A 21437-nucleotide genomic window follows, 5' to 3' on the forward strand; every position below is an offset into this window, starting at 1 on the left:
AATGAAAAATCAAACTCTAAAATCTTTGACCGAAGCACATACATGGATAGGGATCATTATTTCAACGGTACTATTCATTGTGTTTATTGCGGGATCTCTGAGCCTATTCAGAGATAACATCACAGGTTGGGAGCGTGCCTCCTTAGCCGCCCAGTCTAACGAGCCACTTAGCGCCATTTCCTACGACAAGGCGATTACATCAATTGCGCAGCAATACGATGTCGATACACACCATGGCTTTTTTATGCGCGAGCCTACGCCACATAACCCTTTTATTGAAGTTTACTTTGCAACCCGTTTAGACGAGCTGCACCCGATCACGGGCGAAGATCATCAAGACCAGCACCTTCTGCTATCACCACAGATGGGAGAAGTCCTCGCTGATGCCGACAGATTTGAATTTGCCAGTTTTCTCTATGAGTTGCACTATGATTTAGGGCTTGGCCGCGCCGGACTCTATTTTGTTGGGATCATCACCCTATTTTTCTTCGTTGCTGTACTAAGCGGGATCATCATTCACTGGCGCAAAATAGCCAAAAACTTTTTCCAATATCGCGCCGAAGGTAAAAAAGACAAATGGTTAGATGCTCATAATCTAATTGGCACGATGGGCCTACCTTTTCACTTAATGTATGCCTTCACGGGATTAGTATTTAATCTCGTTATCATTTATCAGATTTCATACGCCGTATTACTCTACGGTGGCAATCAAACGGCTCTGCTCCAAGCCGCTGGATTTAACGAACCAAATATCGAAGCACTGGAGCAATCACAACCAATGCGCGGCGTCGATCAACTAAGAGTAAAGGCACTAGATACGTTAGGGGATGTATCGCTCACAACGGTGGAAATCACCCACTTTGGCGACAAAAACGCAGTAGTGAGTTTTACCGCGAAAAGTAACGATGCTTTTTCAAATTACAAAGAAGTACAATACACACTAAACGACCAATCACAAATTTATCTCACTGAAAACAACTACGACAACGCTGTTCGCGCAGGGCTCTCTACCATCGCGAGTCTTCACTTTGGAGATTTTGCAGGATATGGCATGCGACTGGCATTTTTGAGTCTTGGCCTTGCAACCGCCTATTTAATCGTGACCGGTAATTTGATGTGGATTGACAAGCGTGCCAAGCAGAAAAAGCAAAGTGCTAAAAGTCTATTATTTGTAAAACGATTAACGTCAGGTGGCTTTATCGGTGTGCTATTGGCCATCGCCATTGGTTTCGCGATGACAACTTTTCTATCGACAAGTCACATAGACAAACTAGAGACGGTTAAGTTTTCGATGTTTTCAGCCTTTATCTTTGCACTCATTAGCAGCCAATTCGCAAAGCATGTATTGTCGTTTAGCAAAGTATTATTAGGTTTAAGTGGCATTTGCTATTGCTTAAGCGCGGTCATGAATGCGGCGTCTTTTGTTAGCCAGTACAATACATTACCCACTCAAACGAGAGTTGACTTTGCTATTGTAACTGCACTTATGTGTTTAATGGCCTTGATTTGTTGGAAAGCAGTGTCACGGATCAACGCGGCAGCACAAACTTCTGTGCCTGTTTCGCAAGATCAGCAGCCACAACAAACCATGAGTTAGCCAAACAGCGTGTAAGGTAATGAAAAAAGCGGGCTAACCCAGCCCGCTTTGTCTTACTCTCACAGGGAAACAATGTGAAATTAAAACTCTGTCTTAAATCTTAGATAGTACTCACGACCCAGATATAAAGACGAATGAATGGGATCTGCGTTATTTCCATTACCCGTCGCAAAAGGCGGCGCTTCATCCAATAGATTGTTAACGCCCAGCGTAATTTGAGTATCAACAGAGTCTACATGGTAGGTTACTTGAGCATTATGTGTCAGCGTGCTATCAACGGTATTGGTAAAGTTAACGATTTGGTCTCCTTGTTTAACCGACACTTCTTCTATCATCGAATCGATGTAGTAACTTTGCCAACTTGCGCTAAAGTCGTCATGCTGCCAATTAAGTGCAAAGTTAACTCTGTGCTCAGGCACCGCCATCTGGCCATTAACGCGCTGTCCGGCTCTGTCTTTGGTTGCAAGGCCTGGTTCAATGACTTCATGTTTACTCACAAATGACCAGTTTAGTGCAGTACTCAAATCACCAAATGAAAACTGCCCGATGTCAAAACGAACTTCAGCGTCTACCCCTTGACGATTTAACGCATTGAGGTTTTCATTAAACACATCAACGCCGGTGATCACTCCCTGAAACTCACCAGATTGAACACGATGAACAGAGTCGCAGTACAAACCATTATTCATACATTCACTCAATTTAGTCACCGCGCTAATGTTACCAATGGCATCTTTTAATTGGATGTCATAAAAATCTAAGGTGATTGAACCGTTAGTAAGCCAGCTCGGCTGATAAATCACCCCAAGTGTTTTGCTCGTCGCGGTTTCTGGGTCAAGTTCCGTGTTACCGCCAGTATTGGTTCTGATCTGTCCGATCGTTTCTCGGTAACTACCATCAGTGGGAACCCCTGTGCTAACGCAGTTTTGGTTTGGATTGGCTACAGCACAAGGATCGTCGCCATTTTCAAAACCAGGTAACCTTCCTTTATAAAGTTCCACCACATTAGGCGCTCTAAATGCTTGTGACCAAGTCCCTCTAAAGCTCAACTGCTCATTCAACGCCCAGAATACGCCCACTTTTGAATTGGTGGTCGAGCCAAACGTATCAAAGTCTGAATATCGAGTCGCGAGATTTAACTCTAGGCTCTGCGCCCAGTCATGGTCTGATAACAGTGGCACAACGGCTTCTAGGTAGGCTTCATTGAGCGAATATTCGCCGCCAGTTGGTCGACCTAACCCATCTGTAACTAAAATATTGATAGAAACGGCATCTGTTTGATTGCGCGCCTCAACCTTTTGATTTTCGATACCAAAAGACACACCGAGGTCGCCCGCAGGCAAACTCGCCACTACCCCACTTACATTCGCGCTGGCGATTTTAATCTGGTTATGACCTTGTTGGATCCCTGGCCAATCACCAGAGAGATAATTTAGCATGTCCTCGGAGATCTCAGAGTCGGTGCCGGGTTGACCAAAGATATTAAGCGGCACACAGCCCTCAATTAGCGTATCCGGTGTAGCACCACAGCGCAGCACGCCTTGATCATCAAAATGGGTAGGACCAACCGCATTTTTAGCCGCTGGCCAATTGAATATGCCGGTTTTTAGTCGTTTGTTTGAGTTGCGACCAAAATTGTAGGCCAGCTCCCAGCTCCAATCTGCATTAAAATCACCAGAGAGCGCCATCACAATACGGTATTGGCTGTTTTCCACATGGTTCATACGGCCATTGGTTTCCACCATTCTGCGACGCCAGTCATTGATGGCATAAGGATTACCATCTTTGTCTTTCGGACCAAATTGTTGGTTGTAATAGTTATCAGGAGAGTAAGTGAAATCTAAATACCCACCCCAAACTGGAACTAATGGCTGAGGCGCACCATTGGTAGTAGATTTGCGATGTGAATAAAGCGCCTCGAAATTGAATACCACGTCATCCGAAAACTTCAAATTGCCAAGATCATACTCGCCAAACGCACTCATGCTATAACGTTCAAAAGGCGTTTGTAGCAAGCTCGGCTCTTGGTAGTTGTATAAATCATTTTGTGCAAGTGACGCATCGGAGATAGTTTCACGCCACTCGCCGTATTCTGGGCCTCGGGTAACAAATATTTCCTTGCCGTTTTCATCCGTGACTTTTAGGTTACTCCATGGCATTGCGGAGCTACCGCCTTGGCCGTAACTGCCATCGGGATTAAGTGTTAAATCATAGCGGCTAAAGTCTCTGTCGCCAGCATACACTTCTTGTTTTTCATCGTAGCTGGCACTCACCATAAAACGCCCTTTATCACCAACAATCCCTGTTACGAGTTCCAAAGAAGTCGTATCAGCATCGCCTTCAGCGGATTGGCCAATGGAGCCACTGATCTCAAAAATATCGCCCGTTTGGCGAGTAATAATGTTTACGACACCAGACACCGCATCAGAGCCGTAAATAGAAGAGGCACCGTCCAATAAAATTTCAACACGTTCAATAATCGCAGTAGGTATAGCACTTAGGTCAACCGCAGCATCTGCGCCATTTCCCCCGTTTGGTAAGCGGCGGCCATTTAGCAAGACCAATGTGCGCTGTGCGCCTAAACCGCGTAAGTCAAAGTTTGTCACGCCCGACGTATTTTCATTTTGAGAAGCATTAGGTGCACTGGCGGAAACCGTTAGATTTTGCAGCATATCACCAATATTTTTAAACCCGGTTTGCTCAATATCCGCCCTAGATATTGTGGTTACTGCACCGGGTTTACTTAGGTTTGCCCGCGCGATTCGCGACCCCGTCACCATGATCTTCTCAACTGGTTCCGACGCTGCTTCCTCAGCAAGTACAGGGGCCGACCACACCATAGCACCCGAACCACACAAGCTGACGATTGCCAACGCCAAAGTCGTTTTTTGTTTTGTTATTGTCATAACGGTTTCCTTTGTAACGTTCCAAATTATAGTTAGACGCTGACGATAGAAAGTTTCTTATTATCACTACGGGGAATGAAATAGGTTATTTATTGCGCCTTTTTATACTGATAACACAATTAAATCGTTCCAACAAACAATTTTAGACGATTTGCGCAATATTTATTTACTTTTATTGAATATTCAAGCATCTAATAAAAAGTCATGTGATCCGTCAGATTTGGCGTGAACACTTCCCAGAAAGTCACAAATGTCACCACTTTCTTGGTATTCAATATTGGCCTTTAAGGCCACCTAAATCTGGTAAAAAGCACTTATCGGGACTACCTTTATCTAGTCTTTGCGATTTGATTTTTGTTCCTCTGAGATGTTTTGCTCGTGGCGTACAACTTGCCCGATGTACATATCAATCAAACTTCTGCAAAAACAAACTTAGAAGACAATAGACCTTAGCAATCTTCCGTCATCGAACAAACAAGGATCTCCCATGGATAAGAAGCAAAACACACCATCGATTTGTCCTTTTGCACATGGTGCAAATACGTCTTCAGAGCATAGCGAGCACCAGTGGTGGCCAAATAGCCTGAATTTAGACATATTGCATCAACACGATACGAAAACCGATCCGATGGATGCCAATTTTGATTACAAAAACGCATTTAACAGCCTCGATTACCCCGCCCTGAAAAAAGATCTCGAGCAACTTATGACAGACTCGCAGCCATGGTGGCCCGCCGACTGGGGACACTATGGTGGGTTAATGATCAGAATGGCATGGCATGCTGCAGGCAGTTATCGTGTTGCGGATGGTCGCGGTGGCGCAAACACGGGTAATCAGCGTTTTGCTCCGCTAAACAGTTGGCCAGACAACGGAAACTTAGATAAAGCGCGGCGTTTACTTTGGCCGATTAAAAGAAAGTATGGCAATCGTATTTCGTGGGCCGATTTAATCGTGCTGGCGGGCAATGTTGCTTATGAGTCGATGGGATTCAAAACCTTTGGCTTTGCCGGTGGCCGAGAAGATATCTGGCATCCGGAAAAAGACACCTACTGGGGCAGCGAAAAAGAGTGGCTGGCTCCCTCAAATAACCAAAACAGCCGTTATAGCGGCGAACGCGATTTAGAAAACCCGCTTGCCGCTGTGATGATGGGTCTTATCTACGTTAATCCTGAGGGCGTAGATGGTAATCCCGATCCGTTAAAAACAGCTGAAGATATGCGTGTTACCTTCGCTCGAATGGCAATGAACGATGAAGAAACGGTTGCGCTAACCGCTGGCGGACACACTGTGGGTAAAGCGCACGGAAATGGCAATGCCGATGAATTAGGCCCGGAGCCCGAAGGCGCGGACTTGCATGAACAAGGTTTTGGTTGGATGAATCACAGCTCGCGTGGCATTGGCTCTGATGCAGTAACCAGTGGTATTGAAGGCGCTTGGACGACGAACCCAACTCAATGGGACAATGGCTACTTCTACTTGCTGTTCACATACGAATGGGAGCAAACCAAAAGCCCTGCGGGTGCATGGCAATGGCAGCCTATCAATATAAAAGAAGAAGATAAACCAGTTGATGCTGAAGACGCATCTAAACGCTGCATGCCGATGATGACAGATGCCGATATGGCACTGAAAATGGACCCTGCTTATCGTAAAATTTCAGAGAAGTTTTATGCCGACCCCGACTATTTTAACGATGTTTTTGCAAGAGCGTGGTTTAAGCTTACCCATCGCGACCTTGGCCCAAAAAGTCGTTATCTAGGCCCTGAAGTCCCTAACGAAGATCTACTTTGGCAAGACCCCGTCCCCAGCGTTAACTACACCCTAAACGACAGTGAAATTAGCGCACTCAAGCAACAAATTCTAGCAACCAATGTGACGCTTTCAGAATTAGTAGCCACCGCGTGGGATAGTGCTAGAACGTTTAGATATTCCGATTTTAGAGGGGGTGCAAATGGTGCAAGGATCCGCCTAGCCCCGCAAAAAGATTGGCTTGGAAATGAGCCGGAGCGTCTAGCGAAAGTACTTGCGGTATTGGAAGCCGTACAAAGTAATTTTACGCCTACCGTAAGCATGGCTGATTTAATCGTATTGGGTGGCTGCGCTGCCGTTGAACAAGCGGCTAAAAATGCCGGAGTATCAGTTCAAGTGCCTTTTACCGCTGGACGAGGCGATGCCACAGACGAGCAAACCGACATTGAGTCATTTGATGTATTAGAGCCTGTACATGACGGTTTTCGCAATTGGCAAAAACAGCACTACAGCGTAAAACCAGAAGAAATGCTACTTGATAGAGCCCAACTGATGGGGCTCACTGCCAAGGAAATGACCGTACTGATCGGCGGAATGCGCGTGCTTGGCACCAATCACGGGCAAACATCGCATGGCGTATTTACCGATAACGTTGGCACTTTGAGTAATGACTTTTTCGTCAACTTGACCGATATGGCATATCGTTGGGAGCCAAGTGGAGAGAACCTATATGAGATAAAAACACGCGATACGAATACGGTTAAATGGACTGCGACTCGCGTTGATCTCGTCTTTGGTTCTAATTCTATTTTGCGCGCTTACGCCGAAGTGTACGCACAAGATGATAGCAAAGAGAAGTTTGTCCGTGATTTTGTTGAGGTATGGACCAAAGTAATGAATGCAGACCGATTTGACCTAAAATAACCACTTAAAAAACCTGGGATGTGATTATCCTTTACGCTGATTTTCAGCAGCAAAGACAATCACATCCTAACCACTACATTGGTTTACACAAAACCCTAGCCAGATACTTGCCATTGTTTCCTATCGTTATATGCTAGAAATCAATAATAAAAATGAATGCAGGGAAATTATGTTTAAAAAATCACTCATTGCGTGCACCTTGCTCGCCACGCTCAGTGCATGTAACCAAACAACTCAACAAGTTGATAAGCCGCAAACTAACCAAGTTATCTCGGACTTTAAAACCTATTCAGCAGAAACTTTTTTTGATACCACAAATATTCAAGGCAGCGCGTTTCGCCCTGATGCACAGAAAATCTTGGTCACTTCTGACGAATCGGGAATATATAACCTCTATGAAGTTGACGTCAAAACCGGTGAAAGAGCACAAATAACAGATGCCACCGATTCAACCTACCCTATCGGATATTTTCCAAATGACCCCCGCATCTTATTCACGCGAGACAACGGTGGCAATGAGCGCTTTCATGTTTTTGTCCGTGACGAAAATGGTCACGTCAAAGATCTCACGCCAGGAGAAAAAGTGAGAGCAGGTTTTGTTGGTTTTACTAACAATAACAACGCCTTTTACGTGTTAAGCAATCAGCGTGACGAGCGCTTTATGGATCTATATCGCTTTGATGCTGCCACCTACGAAAGTGAACTTATTTATAAAAATGACAAGAATTTAAATGTCCAACAGGTGAGTGAAACCGACCGCTATCTTGCACTTATCAATGCGCAAGGTAATAAAGATAGCGATCTCTTCTTACTCGACTTACATAACCCCGACGCCCCTCTCGTTGAGATTTCAAACGTGGCGCACGAGGCAAACTTTTCCGCTTCAGCATTTTCTAAAGATGACAAATATTTATACTATGGCACCGATGCCCATGGTGAATTTTATCAAAATTGGCGCTATGAAATCGCGACGGGTAAACACACGCCGTACATAGAAAAAAACTGGGACGTGAGGTTCTTATATTTCTCCGATTCCAACCGCTATCGTGTTGTCGGTGTGAACGAAGACTCTAGCGTAAAAGTCACGATCACCGATCTTAAAACAGGCAAGGACATCAAACTCCCTAAGCTCCCTGCAGGTAGTATCAACAGCGTTAACTTCTCCGATGACGAAAAGCTGATGGCTTTTTATTTAAATTCGGACACCTCGCCAAATAACTTGTACGTATGGCGTGTTGGCAGTGATGAAGTTAAGCAGTTGACCTCAACCTTGAGCGACAAAATCAATACCGAACATTTGGTCGAGAGCACCATCGCTCGCTTTAACAGTTTTGATGGTTTGGAGGTGCCAGGCGTACTCTACAAGCCAAAGCTGGCTAGTTCGACAAATAAAGTGCCCGCGCTCGTATTTGTTCACGGAGGTCCCGGAGGCCAAAGCATGACGGGTTATAGTGCACTTACTCAGCATTTGGTTAATCAAGGCTATGCGATTTTCGCCGTAAACAACCGAGGCAGCTCTGGCTATGGTAAAACCTTCTTCCACTTAGACGACAAACGTCATGGTGAGGATGATTTACAAGACATCGTTTGGAGTAAAAAATATCTACAACAGCTAGACTGGGTCGATGCTGATCGTATCGGCATAATGGGCGGGAGCTACGGTGGCTATATGACTGCAGCGGCACTGGCATTTGAGCCTGAAGAGTTCAAATTGGGGATCAATATCTTTGGTGTGACTAACTGGGTAAGAACCCTTGAGTCTATTCCACCATGGTGGGAAGCATATAGGAAGTCTCTATATGATGAGTTAGGCGATCCGGCTACAGATAAGGAGCGTTTGCATCGTATCTCACCACTTTTCCATGCCAAAAATATCACTAAGCCATTGATGGTTGTGCAAGGTGCAAACGATCCTCGTGTACTTCAAGTAGAGAGTGATGAATTGGTCGAAGCCGTTCGTTCAAACAATGTGCCTGTCAAATATGTGTTATTTGACGATGAAGGGCATGGATTTTCGAAAAAGGAAAACCGTATTGAGGCCTCTCAAGCCTATCTCGACTTTCTTAAAAAGCACCTTTAACAAATAGGCTGCTGGATCCGAGTATCTAACTTCAGGTTATTTACTCGGATCCGAACTGCTTACTTATAGTCCCCTGTGCGCAAAAATACATCGTGGGATAAAGCTAAATAACTTGGGCTTCGGATAATTCAGCACGCGCTAAGCTCGGCAACTATCCAATCTCGAAACGCCTTTAATTTAGGCCACTCAAAATGGCGCTCTGGTGCGACCAAGTAATACCGATATTCACATAACCATGCAAAGTCGGGATAGATTTCTAATTGGCCTAGCTCTAAAGATTGATTCACTAAACGTCGACGTAACAAAGAAAACCCCTGCCCTGCCACCGTTGCTTGCTGTACCAACGCCGCATTATCAATTTTGAGATTACTGAATGTATGACCACTCAAATCCAGTTGTTTGTTTAGTTCAAGCCACGCATGCTCATTATCCCGGCCTTCATCATAGATAAAATTGAGTTTAGATAGCTGTTCTCGCAACGGTTTATTTGGGTCAATTAATCCAGGACGGTAGGCAAGGACTAACTCATCCTCCGCGATGAGCTCGCTTTTCAGTCCCGGATAGTTACCAAATCCAAAGCGGATCCCAATATCAATATCGTCGTGGTTAAAATCGGCGAGTTGCTCGGTTGGATCAATACGTAGCTGGTAGTCTGGTAATGCTTTGTTGAAGCTCGCCAACCTTGGCAACAGCCAACAAGTAGCAAATGAAGGCAAAACCGACAGGTTAATGGTGTTTGGGTTAGGATCTGATTTTAACGTCGACAAGCCCATTTCCATTTGCCCAAAGGCCTTGTGTAAGTAAGGCAACAAGTCTTGTCCTTGCTGAGTTAGCAATACCTTTCTTGTTTGTCGTTCAAATAACATACAACCAAGCTGTTGCTCAAGGGTTCTTATCTGTTGACTCACAGCGGCTTGAGTCACAAATAAGGCTTCCGCCGCCTGCTTAAAACTGCCTAATTCCGCCGCCGTTTTAAAATACCAAAGTCCTTTGAGTGGAGGTGATTTCATTCGTCATCTTACTTAATTAAAACTTAACTATAGGTCAGAATTTCTAGTTTGTCAGTTTTATGAATGCACACAATACTTAGCAGTGAAATCAGAGACGGAAGGAGTCTTTATCATGAAATACGCAATTATTCTTGCATTTCCTCTAGCAGCACTCGCATCAACATCCGAGCAGGTACAAACTGAAAAAGTATTTACTGATGCGGGATACCCCTACAAAAACTTAATCATGAAGGCCGAAAAAGTGGAGCTTGTTTATTCAGAAGAGCAAAACAAAACGACCTGTCGAGTTAAGGTCTATAGCGGTGATGTACTTCATGAAGGGAAGCCTATGGAGATATCGGCTAAAACGTTTTCAACCGATCCCGTCAAGGGCTGTCTTGCCCGACAAAACGCCAAACACATTTTAAGCTTGCTTTAATATGAGCTAACCCGAAATCAGAATAACAACTTATGCGCAAGCAGTTGTTATTCTTCGGTTAGTTTCAGTTAAGCAACCTGATTGATAAGTTGCTGCCGCTTGAACCAAAAAGGCGCATCACACCAACGTTTTTCCTTATTATAAAACTGCTGCTTTAGCGCTAAGTACTGATCAAACTGACGCGCTAAGTCTTGTTGATACATCTTGCTACTGTGCATAAACGCTTGAGATGTTTTGGTATTGCCGATAATGGCTGCCGCTTGGCATCCCGATGTCATGGCAAACCCTAATCCCATAGAGGAAATAGGGTCAAACGCACAAGCCGCATCCCCCACTGGTAGATAATTTTTGAGATGAGCAAAACTGTTAAAATGGCTCCCGGCAGGTCGGACCCATAGGCTTTCGTCGACCATCTTTGCCCCCTCAACACGCCTTGACATATATTTACTGCTACCTAAGTGCGCTTGCCACTGTGCCAAACGATTTAAGCGCTGCTTTGAGAGCAATTCAAAATCACTAAAATACGTTACAACTAACATATCGTTAGAAAGCGCCGCACTGTACCACCAGCCACATTCATCACTTTCAATTAGTTGAAGTTGCTCAAGCGCCCCCCGCTTTACTTTAAAGAAGGCACCAACCCCAGTAAGTCTGTCATATTGCTGAACAGCCGCTCCTAGAGATTTGCCAATAGACGAATTACGCCCTGACGCATCAACTAGATACTTGCAAACAATGGTGAACTGACCATAGTCAGGATGACTCACCACCACTGAGTAACGACCGTCTTGTAACTGAGTAATTGCTTTGCTTTTAGTGCGCGGGAACACCGTTCCACCGCGCTGGATTGTGCTTTCGAGCAAGGTTAGATCAAATATCTCGCGATTAATTTGATAGGTTGCTCTGTCTGGTGCAAAAATCGCGTGACGATTAGCAGATTTCTCACTTCCCCAAAATGCACTATTACCTTGAGTTGGAGTAAAACAGTGCGGACCGAAATCCGCTCTATCTATCTGCAAATAGTCCAATACCGAAAACACACTTGCAGATACACTTTCGCCAATTCTTAATTTTTGTAAATCAGACTGCTCGATTAAAATGACTGATAGGTCTGTGTGATTGAGCAAGTTTAATGCGGTGCTAGCCCCGGCAGGGCCAGCACCAATTACTAGCACATCACATTCGTGAGTACCATTCATATCCATTACCGTCTTGTTCGAGTACCACTGCGAGGCACTTTTTTCGCAGCTCGTTTTTGCGTAATTGGCTTAGCCATTTTTTCTTCAAGTCCTTTTAATATTGCTTTGGCCTTAGAGCACCCGCACGATAGGTGATCTTTAAGGTCATCAGGAATATAAAACACCGGAATATCGGTTCCGTCGTCTTGGCAATTCCCAGTAATATCAGAGACAGGCACATCCTTATAGGCAAACAGTTGGTGATTACGTTCGATTTCCGTAAAGTAAGGGAAATTCGGTTCATCACTATTTTGATTGCGGATAAAACCAAGTGCAGACCAATGCTCAACCATTTGCACAAAACTATTGATACCACGTGCATAGTTGACTTGCTGGCCTGCTGGCAGATGGGTAAGTGATTGATCATCAAATTGATTCGTCAATACATCCCAAGGGCTTTGTGGTGGCCACCAGTAACTATAGTAAGTTGGGGCAGCTGGCACCATTTGCGGATCGTCTTCCGTGCCGACGTTCACTTTATTCACCGTTGGCTCGGTAAAGTTCACATTTTGAATAGTACAGTTGAAAAAGTCTGCTTGCCACGGGCATGCCATGCGCTTGGTTAAATCTCCAGGCTGACATCCACCGCCTTCGCACTCATCACGCTCAGCATCCAAGCCGCTCGGAAAGCCATTACCCATGCTTTGATCTTTGATGATATAAGGCGCCGCGTACACTGCTGGATTTTGTAAACTCCACGTTACCTCAATCCCTGGACACATAGGTAAGCCAACGCAATTACCCACGCTACCTTGATCCGCATAAAATACGCCAAACTCATCGACTGCGCTCTGTGGCGCTGAAGGTTTAGCACTTGAAAAGTTACCAGCGGCCCACTGACTCAGTAAGAAGTATTGAGTCTGCGTTAACGTCAGAAACTTATCGACAATATTGTCTTCAGCGTTGCTCACAGAGTTACTACCAGAGTTCATTGGCATCAGTGGTAAATTACCCTCAATACCATACTCGAATAGTTGCTGATTGGTTTGCTCGTTTGGCGGAGTTTGCTGCACTGTGGCTGGGTCAACTGGCTGTCTAAAGTACTTAAAGTAAGCCTGACGATTGGCTTTATTATCTTCAGAGTTGTCTTTAAAATCAAAAATATTGGAAACAAATGCCGACATAGATTGGACATTTGATACCCACTGATAACGGCTAATACGCTGGATAATCGGCTCAATATCTTGGTAATAATTTGCCTGATAAGAAGACTGATACTCACCATCGCTGTATAGCTCAGGACATAAGTTTTGTTCGCGCACCGCAACGTCAAACATAGTATCACTGAGATTGGAGATATTAACGATTTCCGGTGCAAAATCCGGAGAGCCAACAATTACCCAAGCAGAGAGTTGCAAGGTTTTACCATCGTCAAACGTAACCGTGCAATACACAGTTCCATCCGCAATATCATCATGCCATGTGTCCGCACCACCGTAAGATTCAAGAGGCTGGTTACCACCCGCATTCCCTTTACCGCCAAGTACCACTAAGCGGCCTTCGTTATCGGTTAAAATGTCTCCGAGCGACTTTATTTCAGTGCCTTGGCACGGTTTGGGAGGGAAACTAACCGGATATCCTGCAGGCGCACTGGCGGCGTCAAATTCAGCCTTTGCATTTGCGCCAGATATCGTTCTTGGACCTGGGTCAATAATTAAGCTTCGGCGATCCGTTGCATCCGCATTACGCCAAGGCGTGTTGCGATTGCTATAACTATTATCTTGACCATAGAGTAAGTTGCCTTGTAATTCATTAAACTCATACCATGCCGCCTTTTTATTAGCGACGTGTACAGTCCAACTAATGGATTTAACGTTATCGCTCGATAACGTAAGCTCATTGTTATTTTCGTCAATGATTTTAAAGGGTTGGCCCTGTCTGCGGATCCGGCCTTCTGCGTCTTTAAACTGACTGACAGGGCTGTCTATCTTATTGCCCCATTCATCGGATTCAAACGGTAAACCACCTATTTTGTCTGGTGCTAAATAAAACTGACCATCGCTATTACCGAGTCTTGCGACACCGACAGAGGGGTGAAGTGAATAGTTCATATTTATATCCTTTAGATATAGTAACCACGGCACAAAACAACACACTTGTTAACAAAAGATACTCAAGTGTGCGCTAACTTTCGCTTAAATTGATTCCCAGCTAAGTAGAGTAACTGTAGCACCAGCAAGAAAATGTGCATATTTCACGTCATTACAGAACATAAGACACGAACAAAATAAACTGTAACAATCTGATATTAAATAAAAATTACTTTTATCTTTTTTAAGCCATGTAAGAGGCAAACACTCACCAAACAAATCAGGTGATAAAAAACCTATTAGTTACAAACAAAAATCAATTGAAACATTTATTTCACAAACTATAATCTTTGCCCCTACATTGAGTAAAAACTCTATTTTTGCTTTTGGTTTTCAAGGAGTAGATATGAAAATAAAGCCTCTTACAATTTCACTAGGACTTGCATTAAGCAGCACAGTTCAAGCATTCACCCAATTTGGTGGACAAGGGATCATGCCCATGGGACATGAATGGTTAACCCGCACCGCAGCACTAGAGGTGCTGGATGCCGAACATATTATCGAACCAGATCCCAACGACCCCAGACACGCTTGGCGCTATGGTCTGGCAAAAAACATCGCGCTACATACCGCACAAGATGAAATTACTCGACTTCAGTCCCAGTTAAACAATAACCCACTCTATGAACCAAGATACGACAGTGTGAATTCCGCCATTGTCGGTGAGCGTTGGGTTGATATTGCTGGATTTAACGTCACCAACGCCAGTACCGATCCTACCGGCCCAAACTGTTTTAGCGCAGTATCGCAAGAACCGGCTGACATTCAGCTAGATCACTTTATGCGCCGCTATGATGATATTGCAGGCCAAGGTGGTGTAGATGCAGCTTATCGCGCGCAAAAACGTTTTGTTCAACATTTTATTGATGCGGCCATGGCTGAGGGGAAGCGCCTCAAAGTGTGGGATGGTGGTGGTCACGCAGCTCTCGCGGAAGTAGATCATAATTACTTTTTGTTTGGCCGTGCCGTTCACCTATTTCAAGACTCATTTAGTCCAGAACACACGGTAAGGCTCCCACAAGATAACTACGAAAAGGTTTGGCAAGTAAAAGCTTACCTTTGCTCTGAAGGTGCCGAGCAGCATTCGCACGATACCAAAGATGTGCTCAACTTCGCCAGTGGCGATGTAATTTGGCGAGCGAATACACGCTTAGAATCTGGTTGGCAGTCTTATCGTATTAGTAGCATGAAACCGGTCGCGATTGTCGCGCTGGAGGCCAGTAAAGATCTCTGGCTGCGTTTATTCGCACAATGGCAACACCAAAAGCACAAAGACGTAGCGTAGCCGAGCAAGAAGCACAACTACTGGTACAAAACTGGTTGTCGTTTGACGAGGCCGCAATGCTGGCTTGGTATGAGGACGAAAGTAAACGTGACCATACTTATGTACTGGCCCCTAATGAGTCAGGAAAAGGGAAGTCACTTGAAGCCTGTATGACGGAGCTAAATGTAGGCACGACTAGCCAAACAGAGCGTGTTGCACAGCTAGATGCAGAGCGAAACCAATGTCTTTTTAATATCGAAGCCGAACCTGGTTTTGAAGATCTTAACGACCCACACTTAGATATTCCCTACAACTGGCGCTGGAAATCTCTAACCTGGCAAACGCCACCAAGCGGCTGGACATATCCGCAGTTAAGTGCAGACACGGGCACACAAATCACGATAAAGTCGCCCGTAAATAATCAGTATTTAGCAGCACAAACCCTGAACAATGACACCCGAATTACCTTTAGTCCAACTGAGCCTCTCGATTTAATTCAGATAACCAATGCACAGGGCCAGCACTATTTTAGAGCCACCCAGGCCCCTTCACTGTTTTTAAGTTACAGCAGCAAAAGCGCCGGCTATCTCAAACTCGTAGATTCTCCTAAGCAAGCACTCTACTCGTTGATTTATCAAGGTGGTGTGTGGAATATCAAAAATCAATTTTGGCAGCAATATATTTGGTTTAACCAAGCGCAAAACCAACCTGAGTTAAATCGCCATGGCGAGCCGGACCAGTTATCCGCTAAGTGGATGATTGAAGGCATATAACTTAACACAACCCCCAACCAGCAGGCCCTATCAAATTTAGGGCCTTTTCCTAAATAGACTCACTCAGCAAGCCTGAAACAAAGTACAATTAACTTTTCTTACGCAGCCAAAACAGGCTTCCTTCAACGCTTAACCAGGCTTTTTTGCCACCACAATCTATATAACTTAAGACTTCTTCTTTTGAACCCAATGTGTAGCCATATATCTCTTTTTGCTTAGTCTTTTCTTGACCTGTAAGCATCTTGATAAAGTGCTTATTGTACCCTTTGATTGTCGCTTTTAGCTCATTCAAAGCTTTGCTCTCGCCACCCTGCGCAAAATGCATCAGCGCCTCTGCAGATAGCATAAAAATACTCTCTTCTTCATATTCATCAAGGCAAGCTTGTAGTTTATCCCACTGTTTTAAGATCACTAAACCGTTCACATACAGGTATCGACAGGCTTGATTATCGTTTGGATTAAGTCGCAGCAGCACGGCGAGCTCATCAACCGCCTCTTGTACTCTGTCTGCCCAAAAGTAAATCCATGCTTTATGGTAACGAATAAACATATAAGGTCTGGTTTCGTGGATAAGCCAAAAATTGCCTTGATTTTCCTCAATATAATCAGGCGTAATAAAGTCTTGTTCTTCATTATGAATAAACTGGTCAAGTAAAGGGATTGAATCGATGTGAGTCAATTTGAGTAAGTTCTCAATCAGTGAGTTTCTTATTTCTTCTTGTTCTTCATCAAAATCTTCTTCAAATTCAAACGCTCCTAGCTCGTTGTCTAACTCAGGATCCCAAATTAAAGTATCCCTAACTCCATAATCGCGCCAGCCAAATAACGCTTTACGTCATGAGCCTCTCGCTCAAAAGGCATCATAGGCTCAGCGTGTGAAAATGCCGCCTTTGCTGCATCTAAGCTAGTAAAACCTGTGAGCTGCTGTTGTAATTCACTTACCGCACCTTTCTGCTCTAGTGACAAGTTCTCAAAAGATACTTTATCCAAAGCTTTGAGCAGACCAAGACAAAAGCTCGGTAACGGAGCCCCTTTTGCTAATGATGCAGCAAAGTCTTGCTTAGAGAGCGCACACTCTTTTGGCAACTTATAAGTTTTTTCCATCCAAGCTTGAAACGCACTGCTCATGCAAATCCATTAAGGCCTCTAACTGAGCACGGTAAATAGCCGTGTAATCACCAAAGAGCTCAGGCAACCACTCGTGTATTTCAGCAATATCATTAATGGCAACTTTGCCAATCAAATAGCCTTCAACAAAATAATAATCCGGTTGATGCTGAGTATATTGAGAAAAGGCATTAACTGCTTTGCGTAACGCACTTGGAGTCATATAGAACATTCCTTTAATAATTGGGTAGGTAGGGCCCGCTTTACACGGCGATCTCTACACAAAACATCGCGGAGTAAATCCGCTTTCACCACACAAGCCCCCGCTGGTGGGAGCCGCTTTACGCGGCGATCTCTACATAAAACATCGCGGAATAAATCCGCTCTCACCACACAAGCCCCCGCTGGTGGGAGCCGCTTTACGCGGCGATCTCTACATAAAACATCGCGGAATAAATCCGCTCTCACCACACTAGCACCCACTCGTAGGAGCCGCTTTACGCGGCGATCTCTACATAAAACATCGCGGAATAAATCCGCTCCCACCACACTAGCCCCCGCTGGTAGGAGCCACTTTACGCGGCGATCTCTAAATAAAACATCGCGGAATAAATCCGCTCTCACCACACTAGCCCCCGCTGGTAGGAGCCACTTTACGCCGCGATCTTTACGTCAAACTCAGGATCACAACCTTTGCGGTTCTACTGGGCTCTGTATAAAGACGGCGAATCTATCAACTATGTTTGGATAATGCGCACGTAACAGAGCTTGTGACTCTCGGTTACTCAAAGCACGACATCGCTCAGTTTGCTCTTGCAGCATCAACTTTTTCAAACTTAGTCTACCGGTCGTGGTAGACATCAAAAAATGGATGGTCGCCCAACTACTTTTATACATCAGCTCAGAACTGTAAGACTTCATTTGGATTCTGCATTGATAAGCTCATAAGGCGATAACACTCGCCCTGTAATATAACCGCGATGTAATCTAGCTTGATTTGGTGCAACAGTGCCGACCTGCATCGTCACTTTTACGGTTTGAAAATAGCCTGCAAGTCCTCATTTAACCAACGCGGCGTATATCCAATCACAGCCTGATTAATAGCGTGCACCGCTTCATGAACGGCAGTTTGCATCGTCGCATGATGATTTTCTCTGCTCAACCAAAGCAAGGTTGTATCTACCCAAGTAGAGACCAACATTACCCTTTGGATTGCCACCATAGGATTTAACCACTCGCTCATATTCGCGCCGATTAGGTAGCACCTTGATCCTGAGCGTCACCTTTTGCATCGCGTCCAAGCCAACAATACTGGTATACCCTCTAAATACGGCATTCAGTTTAGCGCTCAAGGTGTTTTTAAACTTTTCTGTGATATTTGGACCGGAAATATTGAGGTCGAAAAAATCAAGAGCACGATTACGCTCTGGCTGATAATGCTTAGCCGCAGAACTCGGCTTTTTATCCGAGTAATTCGTAATGCCTCTTTCATCAACCCAAGTGTATATCCCATTCTCAACTCGGTATTTGATTCCCTCAGCTTGCTGAGAAACACAGCGACCAAACTCTCTTAAACTCGTTTGATGGTCATAGGTATCCCCGTTTGGTGACTGAATTGAACTTGGTTGTTTGAACTTTTGCTCTGAAACCACAGGCGCATTATTTAACTCGGTTTTTTGGTTTCTTAGCATATTGGTTATCTGAGGCTGTATCTGAGTGAACCAAAACTCACGGCCATCAAAAAAGAGAAACAACAACACAGAAAACACAACTAAACAGGCCTTAAAAATAGCCTCCTTCCACTCGCTCCAAGCGCCCTTCATTCCTTGACCCTCAATCCTATTTTTTATTGAAATATCGTGATAGTGAGAATAACCAAGCTAGACTTCCGCAGTTAGAAACCGCTTCACGCGGCGATCTCTTGCACCCCATTACAGAGAACCAATCCCTCACACAACCTTTCGACGCTCCAAACCCCAGCAAAGCGCCAAAGCAAATACACCACTTACATAGGTCACATACAAAGGCACTGAGGTCGGCATCCTCAGCATACATAAACACACTCGACATCACCCAAGCTGCAACTGCACCAATCAACAGCCATACCGCCGCAGAATACAGCTTATACACTGGCGCACTAAAATAGCCCGACAACACCACACAAGCCGCAGCTACACCGCCTATCACCGGCTTTTTCCACCAGCCCGCATACTCCGCCAAGATCCCAGCCAAGGTTGCTGACACGACAAAAGTCACGATGACGATTATGATAGACAGTAAAAATTTAAGGGCTTGGTTCATAATTCACCTTTGCAAAACCACAGACTACTGAACATAGTCCACAACATCCATGGATCTAAAGTTGAGATGCTTTTCTTCATGATGTTCTGCATCTAGCACTACTGACAAGTACGGAGCAAATACCATTTTTTCATCTGATGAGAGCTCAAACTCCATTTTAAACATTCGCTTACTTCCTACAGGCACAGTAAATAATCAGAGTTATAACTACCATACCGCTTTTCACCTACATAGTATGCAAGTAATCTAGCTTGACTATCTTTATGATCAATCGCATAACTTTTATTTCTAATCCTAAAAGCATTATCACGAGGAAGTAGATTAATAGCGTAAAAGGAGCAAAGTAAGGTTTTTACCGCGCTTTTCACATTTATCCTTCTTTACTTCAAACCCCGCGTAGTGTTGAAAAGTTTTTGACGGGGCCATCGTATTCATCGTTGAATGGAAAGTGATATCCAAGGATCTTTTAGAAACATCCCTGCTGAGAAAAATGCTGCATATACAAACACAGTTGAAATTGACTTTATGAATCTCCTAAAAGTGCTTAGTCCAGCTCGCTCAAATTGATAATATAAATAACTTATCATCACCACACTAAGCACCAAAATTGGTATAAAGCGAATCAAGCTACTACCAGAATAAAGTACGTAGGCCTTTATTATCTCAACAATATCAGTTGCATAAGCACCAATGACAATACTGGTTATAAAAACGGTAAAAGCAACAAATTTATTAAATGAAAAAAAGCCGCTTTTTTTACTGTGCTGTGTTGTTGTGACGCTGAGCCATCCATTTGTTTGCGTGTCCTAGCTACTAAAGTTGTGAAATACAATCAAAGTTTTTATAGATAAATAAATTTACAATCCATATACATAGAGTTCAAGCTATAACCTATCAACCGTTATGTTGATAGAGAAGCCTATCTGGTTGTTAAATCAATATCAGCTATTCTTTGACGCTGACAGTTCATATCCATCTAGCGTTAGTTTACAGGGAGTTTCAAAACTTCTCTCAACCGCGCAAACGTCACAAACTCATCGTTGGCTTCCATTACTTCATACTCTGGGTTTCTTGCCACAAGTAAGTAGGTTACTTCACCTTGCGCATTAATCTGTTTTTTTACATCTCGTAATAAAAATTGTTCGTCGCCAGCTGCGTCAAAGCGCTCGATGGCAATAGTAGTATTTGTAATTGATCCCGCATTGCTCGATGTGATCCGCTCAAGTAATAATAAGTCTCCATCGAAGATAGGGTGTTTCCCACCATTCATAGAGTTACCACTAGCATGAGCTAAGAAATGTTTTTCAGGGTCGACTTTTCCACACCCCGAGGTGCAGGCACGAAGGACATTTCGCTGCTGTCACCTGATTTAAAGTGACCACAAGCAATTTTCAAATTAGGAAAATATGGCAGCTGTACCACGTTTTCCGCAACATCTGTGCTTTGAAGTTGGTTTGGTATCGCATCATCTGTCACCGTCTGTGTACTTTCGAGTTCGGCTAGCCTGTCACGTTTGGTATGAAGATATCTAGCAAGGCGATAGCGGCTTAACTCCAATATACAATCGGTCAGTTGTTCAATATCTTGCGTTTTAACTTCAAGGTTTAGTTTGAACTGTGCTTCTTCAATGGATTGATTTGGTGCTTGTTCAATTGAAAACCAGTGGTGTGCTTTTCGCTTATGCACAGGCTTTTTTTGCTTCTGTATAGGCATTAACCGGATTATCAAACCAATAGTTGAACCAAGCTTTACTGCCTTTGCTTTTGCTTCTGTCCTTTTCTGATATATCTAGCTTTCTTAGCTGAGGGTAGTGCAATAGCACATCATAACTCTTATCTGCCAGCGCTCTTAATGTGGGAGGGTAAGCCATACCATCAAGCTGAACAAAGGCTTCAAGCAAAATGGCTTTAAAGCATTTTGTCATACTGGTCACTTCGACAGCCTCTTTTAAAAACACCTTGTAGGGCGCAAGCCACGCA

General features: G+C 44.2%; 19 protein-coding genes. 6 read left to right on the forward strand and 13 right to left on the reverse strand.

All coding sequences use genetic code 11. The features are described 5' to 3' along the window. Position 1 precedes the first annotated feature (1 nt). Complete coding sequence (locus tag GSF04_RS02140) at positions 2 to 1597, forward strand: PepSY-associated TM helix domain-containing protein (RefSeq protein ID WP_211857383.1); 1596 nt, start codon at positions 2 to 4, stop codon at positions 1595 to 1597. Positions 1598 to 1677: 80 nt separating this feature from the next. Here GSF04_RS02140 and GSF04_RS02145 read toward each other — a convergent pair whose 3' ends face one another. Next, positions 1678 to 4503, reverse strand: coding sequence for a TonB-dependent receptor (locus GSF04_RS02145; RefSeq protein WP_211857384.1), 2826 nt, complete (start codon positions 4501 to 4503; stop codon positions 1678 to 1680). A gap of 487 nt (positions 4504 to 4990) precedes the next feature. Between GSF04_RS02145 and katG the strand changes: the two genes are divergently transcribed. Beyond that, positions 4991 to 7177 carry a catalase/peroxidase HPI gene (katG, locus tag GSF04_RS02150; protein ID WP_211857386.1) on the forward strand — a complete coding sequence of 729 codons (2187 nt, stop codon included), beginning with the start codon at positions 4991 to 4993 and terminating at the stop codon, positions 7175 to 7177. A 169-nt stretch (positions 7178 to 7346) separates the two neighbouring features. Beyond that, complete coding sequence (locus GSF04_RS02155) at positions 7347 to 9257, forward strand: S9 family peptidase (protein ID WP_211857387.1); 1911 nt, start codon at positions 7347 to 7349, stop codon at positions 9255 to 9257. Between the two features lie 128 nt (positions 9258 to 9385). Here GSF04_RS02155 and GSF04_RS02160 read toward each other — a convergent pair whose 3' ends face one another. Next, positions 9386 to 10267 carry a LysR substrate-binding domain-containing protein gene (locus GSF04_RS02160; protein WP_010607467.1) on the reverse strand — a complete coding sequence of 294 codons (882 nt, stop codon included), beginning with the start codon at positions 10265 to 10267 and terminating at the stop codon, positions 9386 to 9388. Positions 10268 to 10379: 112 nt separating this feature from the next. Between GSF04_RS02160 and GSF04_RS02165 the strand changes: the two genes are divergently transcribed. Beyond that, a complete protein-coding gene (locus GSF04_RS02165; protein WP_010607466.1) occupies positions 10380 to 10685 on the forward strand; it encodes a hypothetical protein in 306 nt (101 codons plus the stop codon). A gap of 68 nt (positions 10686 to 10753) precedes the next feature. Here the strand turns inward: GSF04_RS02165 and lodB are convergent, their stop codons facing one another. Beyond that, the gene (gene lodB, locus GSF04_RS02170; protein WP_249122362.1) at positions 10754 to 11884 is read right to left on the reverse strand and encodes a lysine-epsilon-oxidase maturase LodB; all 1131 of its coding nucleotides are present in this window, start codon (positions 11882 to 11884) and stop codon (positions 10754 to 10756) included. Positions 11885 to 11889: 5 nt separating this feature from the next. After that, positions 11890 to 13974, reverse strand: a complete 2085-nt coding sequence (lodA, locus tag GSF04_RS02175; protein WP_102058552.1) for a CTQ-dependent lysine 6-oxidase LodA — start codon at positions 13972 to 13974, stop codon at positions 11890 to 11892. Positions 13975 to 14359: 385 nt separating this feature from the next. Between lodA and GSF04_RS23210 the strand changes: the two genes are divergently transcribed. Both GSF04_RS23210 and GSF04_RS23215 read left to right on the forward strand, forming a co-directional pair. Beyond that, positions 14360 to 15298 carry a hypothetical protein gene (locus tag GSF04_RS23210; RefSeq protein ID WP_249122363.1) on the forward strand — a complete coding sequence of 313 codons (939 nt, stop codon included), beginning with the start codon at positions 14360 to 14362 and terminating at the stop codon, positions 15296 to 15298. Further along, complete coding sequence (locus tag GSF04_RS23215) at positions 15265 to 16050, forward strand: hypothetical protein (RefSeq protein WP_249122364.1); 786 nt, start codon at positions 15265 to 15267, stop codon at positions 16048 to 16050. The genes GSF04_RS23210 and GSF04_RS23215 overlap by 34 nt, the downstream gene beginning before the upstream one ends. Positions 16051 to 16138: 88 nt before the next feature. Here GSF04_RS23215 and GSF04_RS23220 read toward each other — a convergent pair whose 3' ends face one another. From GSF04_RS23220 to GSF04_RS23250, 9 genes are all read right to left on the reverse strand, one after another. Continuing rightward, positions 16139 to 16729, reverse strand: coding sequence for a hypothetical protein (locus tag GSF04_RS23220; protein WP_249122365.1), 591 nt, complete (start codon positions 16727 to 16729; stop codon positions 16139 to 16141). A gap of 107 nt (positions 16730 to 16836) precedes the next feature. Further along, positions 16837 to 17178, reverse strand: a complete 342-nt coding sequence (locus tag GSF04_RS23225; RefSeq protein ID WP_249122366.1) for a hypothetical protein — start codon at positions 17176 to 17178, stop codon at positions 16837 to 16839. After that, positions 17138 to 17380 (reverse strand): hypothetical protein, encoded by a 243-nt coding sequence (locus tag GSF04_RS23230; protein WP_249122367.1) that lies wholly within the window; start codon positions 17378 to 17380, stop codon positions 17138 to 17140. Before GSF04_RS23230 ends, GSF04_RS23225 begins: the two co-directional genes overlap by 41 nt. Before the next feature lie 892 nt (positions 17381 to 18272). Next, positions 18273 to 18980 (reverse strand): DUF4124 domain-containing protein, encoded by a 708-nt coding sequence (locus tag GSF04_RS02190; protein ID WP_211857391.1) that lies wholly within the window; start codon positions 18978 to 18980, stop codon positions 18273 to 18275. A 16-nt stretch (positions 18981 to 18996) separates the two neighbouring features. Next, a complete protein-coding gene (locus GSF04_RS02195) occupies positions 18997 to 19458 on the reverse strand; it encodes a hypothetical protein (protein ID WP_249122368.1) in 462 nt (153 codons plus the stop codon). 24 nt (positions 19459 to 19482) lie between these two features. Then, positions 19483 to 19623: a hypothetical protein gene (locus GSF04_RS23235; protein WP_249122369.1), complete on the reverse strand. Its 141-nt coding sequence runs from the start codon at positions 19621 to 19623 to the stop codon at positions 19483 to 19485. 817 nt (positions 19624 to 20440) lie between these two features. Further along, positions 20441 to 20728, reverse strand: coding sequence for a hypothetical protein (locus tag GSF04_RS23240; RefSeq protein WP_249122370.1), 288 nt, complete (start codon positions 20726 to 20728; stop codon positions 20441 to 20443). A gap of 20 nt (positions 20729 to 20748) precedes the next feature. Further along, positions 20749 to 21144 (reverse strand): hypothetical protein, encoded by a 396-nt coding sequence (locus GSF04_RS23245; protein WP_249122371.1) that lies wholly within the window; start codon positions 21142 to 21144, stop codon positions 20749 to 20751. Continuing rightward, positions 21137 to 21382 carry a hypothetical protein gene (locus GSF04_RS23250; RefSeq protein WP_249122372.1) on the reverse strand — a complete coding sequence of 82 codons (246 nt, stop codon included), beginning with the start codon at positions 21380 to 21382 and terminating at the stop codon, positions 21137 to 21139. The genes GSF04_RS23245 and GSF04_RS23250 overlap by 8 nt, the downstream gene beginning before the upstream one ends. Positions 21383 to 21437 lie beyond the last annotated feature (55 nt).

Origin of the sequence: Pseudoalteromonas sp. A22, from assembly GCF_018141345.1 — a bacterium.
Classification (GTDB): Bacteria; Pseudomonadota; Gammaproteobacteria; order Enterobacterales; family Alteromonadaceae; genus Pseudoalteromonas; species Pseudoalteromonas maricaloris.

What these genes read in the sequence shown, in the direction of transcription:
- GSF04_RS02140 (WP_211857383.1), top strand. Translation starts at nt 2, where the DNA reads ATGAAAAATCAAACTCTAAAATCTTTGACCGAAGCACATACATGGATA.
- GSF04_RS02145 (WP_211857384.1), bottom strand. Translation starts at nt 4,503, where the DNA reads ATGACAATAACAAAACAAAAAACGACTTTGGCGTTGGCAATCGTCAGC.
- katG (WP_211857386.1), top strand. Translation starts at nt 4,991, where the DNA reads ATGGATAAGAAGCAAAACACACCATCGATTTGTCCTTTTGCACATGGT.
- GSF04_RS02155 (WP_211857387.1), top strand. Translation starts at nt 7,347, where the DNA reads ATGTTTAAAAAATCACTCATTGCGTGCACCTTGCTCGCCACGCTCAGT.
- GSF04_RS02160 (WP_010607467.1), bottom strand. Translation starts at nt 10,267, where the DNA reads ATGAAATCACCTCCACTCAAAGGACTTTGGTATTTTAAAACGGCGGCG.
- GSF04_RS02165 (WP_010607466.1), top strand. Translation starts at nt 10,380, where the DNA reads ATGAAATACGCAATTATTCTTGCATTTCCTCTAGCAGCACTCGCATCA.
- lodB (WP_249122362.1), bottom strand. Translation starts at nt 11,884, where the DNA reads ATGAATGGTACTCACGAATGTGATGTGCTAGTAATTGGTGCTGGCCCT.
- lodA (WP_102058552.1), bottom strand. Translation starts at nt 13,974, where the DNA reads ATGAACTATTCACTTCACCCCTCTGTCGGTGTCGCAAGACTCGGTAAT.
- GSF04_RS23210 (WP_249122363.1), top strand. Translation starts at nt 14,360, where the DNA reads ATGAAAATAAAGCCTCTTACAATTTCACTAGGACTTGCATTAAGCAGC.
- GSF04_RS23215 (WP_249122364.1), top strand. Translation starts at nt 15,265, where the DNA reads ATGGCAACACCAAAAGCACAAAGACGTAGCGTAGCCGAGCAAGAAGCA.
- GSF04_RS23225 (WP_249122366.1), bottom strand. Translation starts at nt 17,178, where the DNA reads ATGAGCAGTGCGTTTCAAGCTTGGATGGAAAAAACTTATAAGTTGCCA.
- GSF04_RS23230 (WP_249122367.1), bottom strand. Translation starts at nt 17,380, where the DNA reads ATGACTCCAAGTGCGTTACGCAAAGCAGTTAATGCCTTTTCTCAATAT.
- GSF04_RS02190 (WP_211857391.1), bottom strand. Translation starts at nt 18,980, where the DNA reads ATGAAGGGCGCTTGGAGCGAGTGGAAGGAGGCTATTTTTAAGGCCTGT.
- GSF04_RS02195 (WP_249122368.1), bottom strand. Translation starts at nt 19,458, where the DNA reads ATGAACCAAGCCCTTAAATTTTTACTGTCTATCATAATCGTCATCGTG.
- GSF04_RS23235 (WP_249122369.1), bottom strand. Translation starts at nt 19,623, where the DNA reads ATGTTTAAAATGGAGTTTGAGCTCTCATCAGATGAAAAAATGGTATTT.
- GSF04_RS23240 (WP_249122370.1), bottom strand. Translation starts at nt 20,728, where the DNA reads ATGAATGGTGGGAAACACCCTATCTTCGATGGAGACTTATTATTACTT.
- GSF04_RS23250 (WP_249122372.1), bottom strand. Translation starts at nt 21,382, where the DNA reads ATGACAAAATGCTTTAAAGCCATTTTGCTTGAAGCCTTTGTTCAGCTT.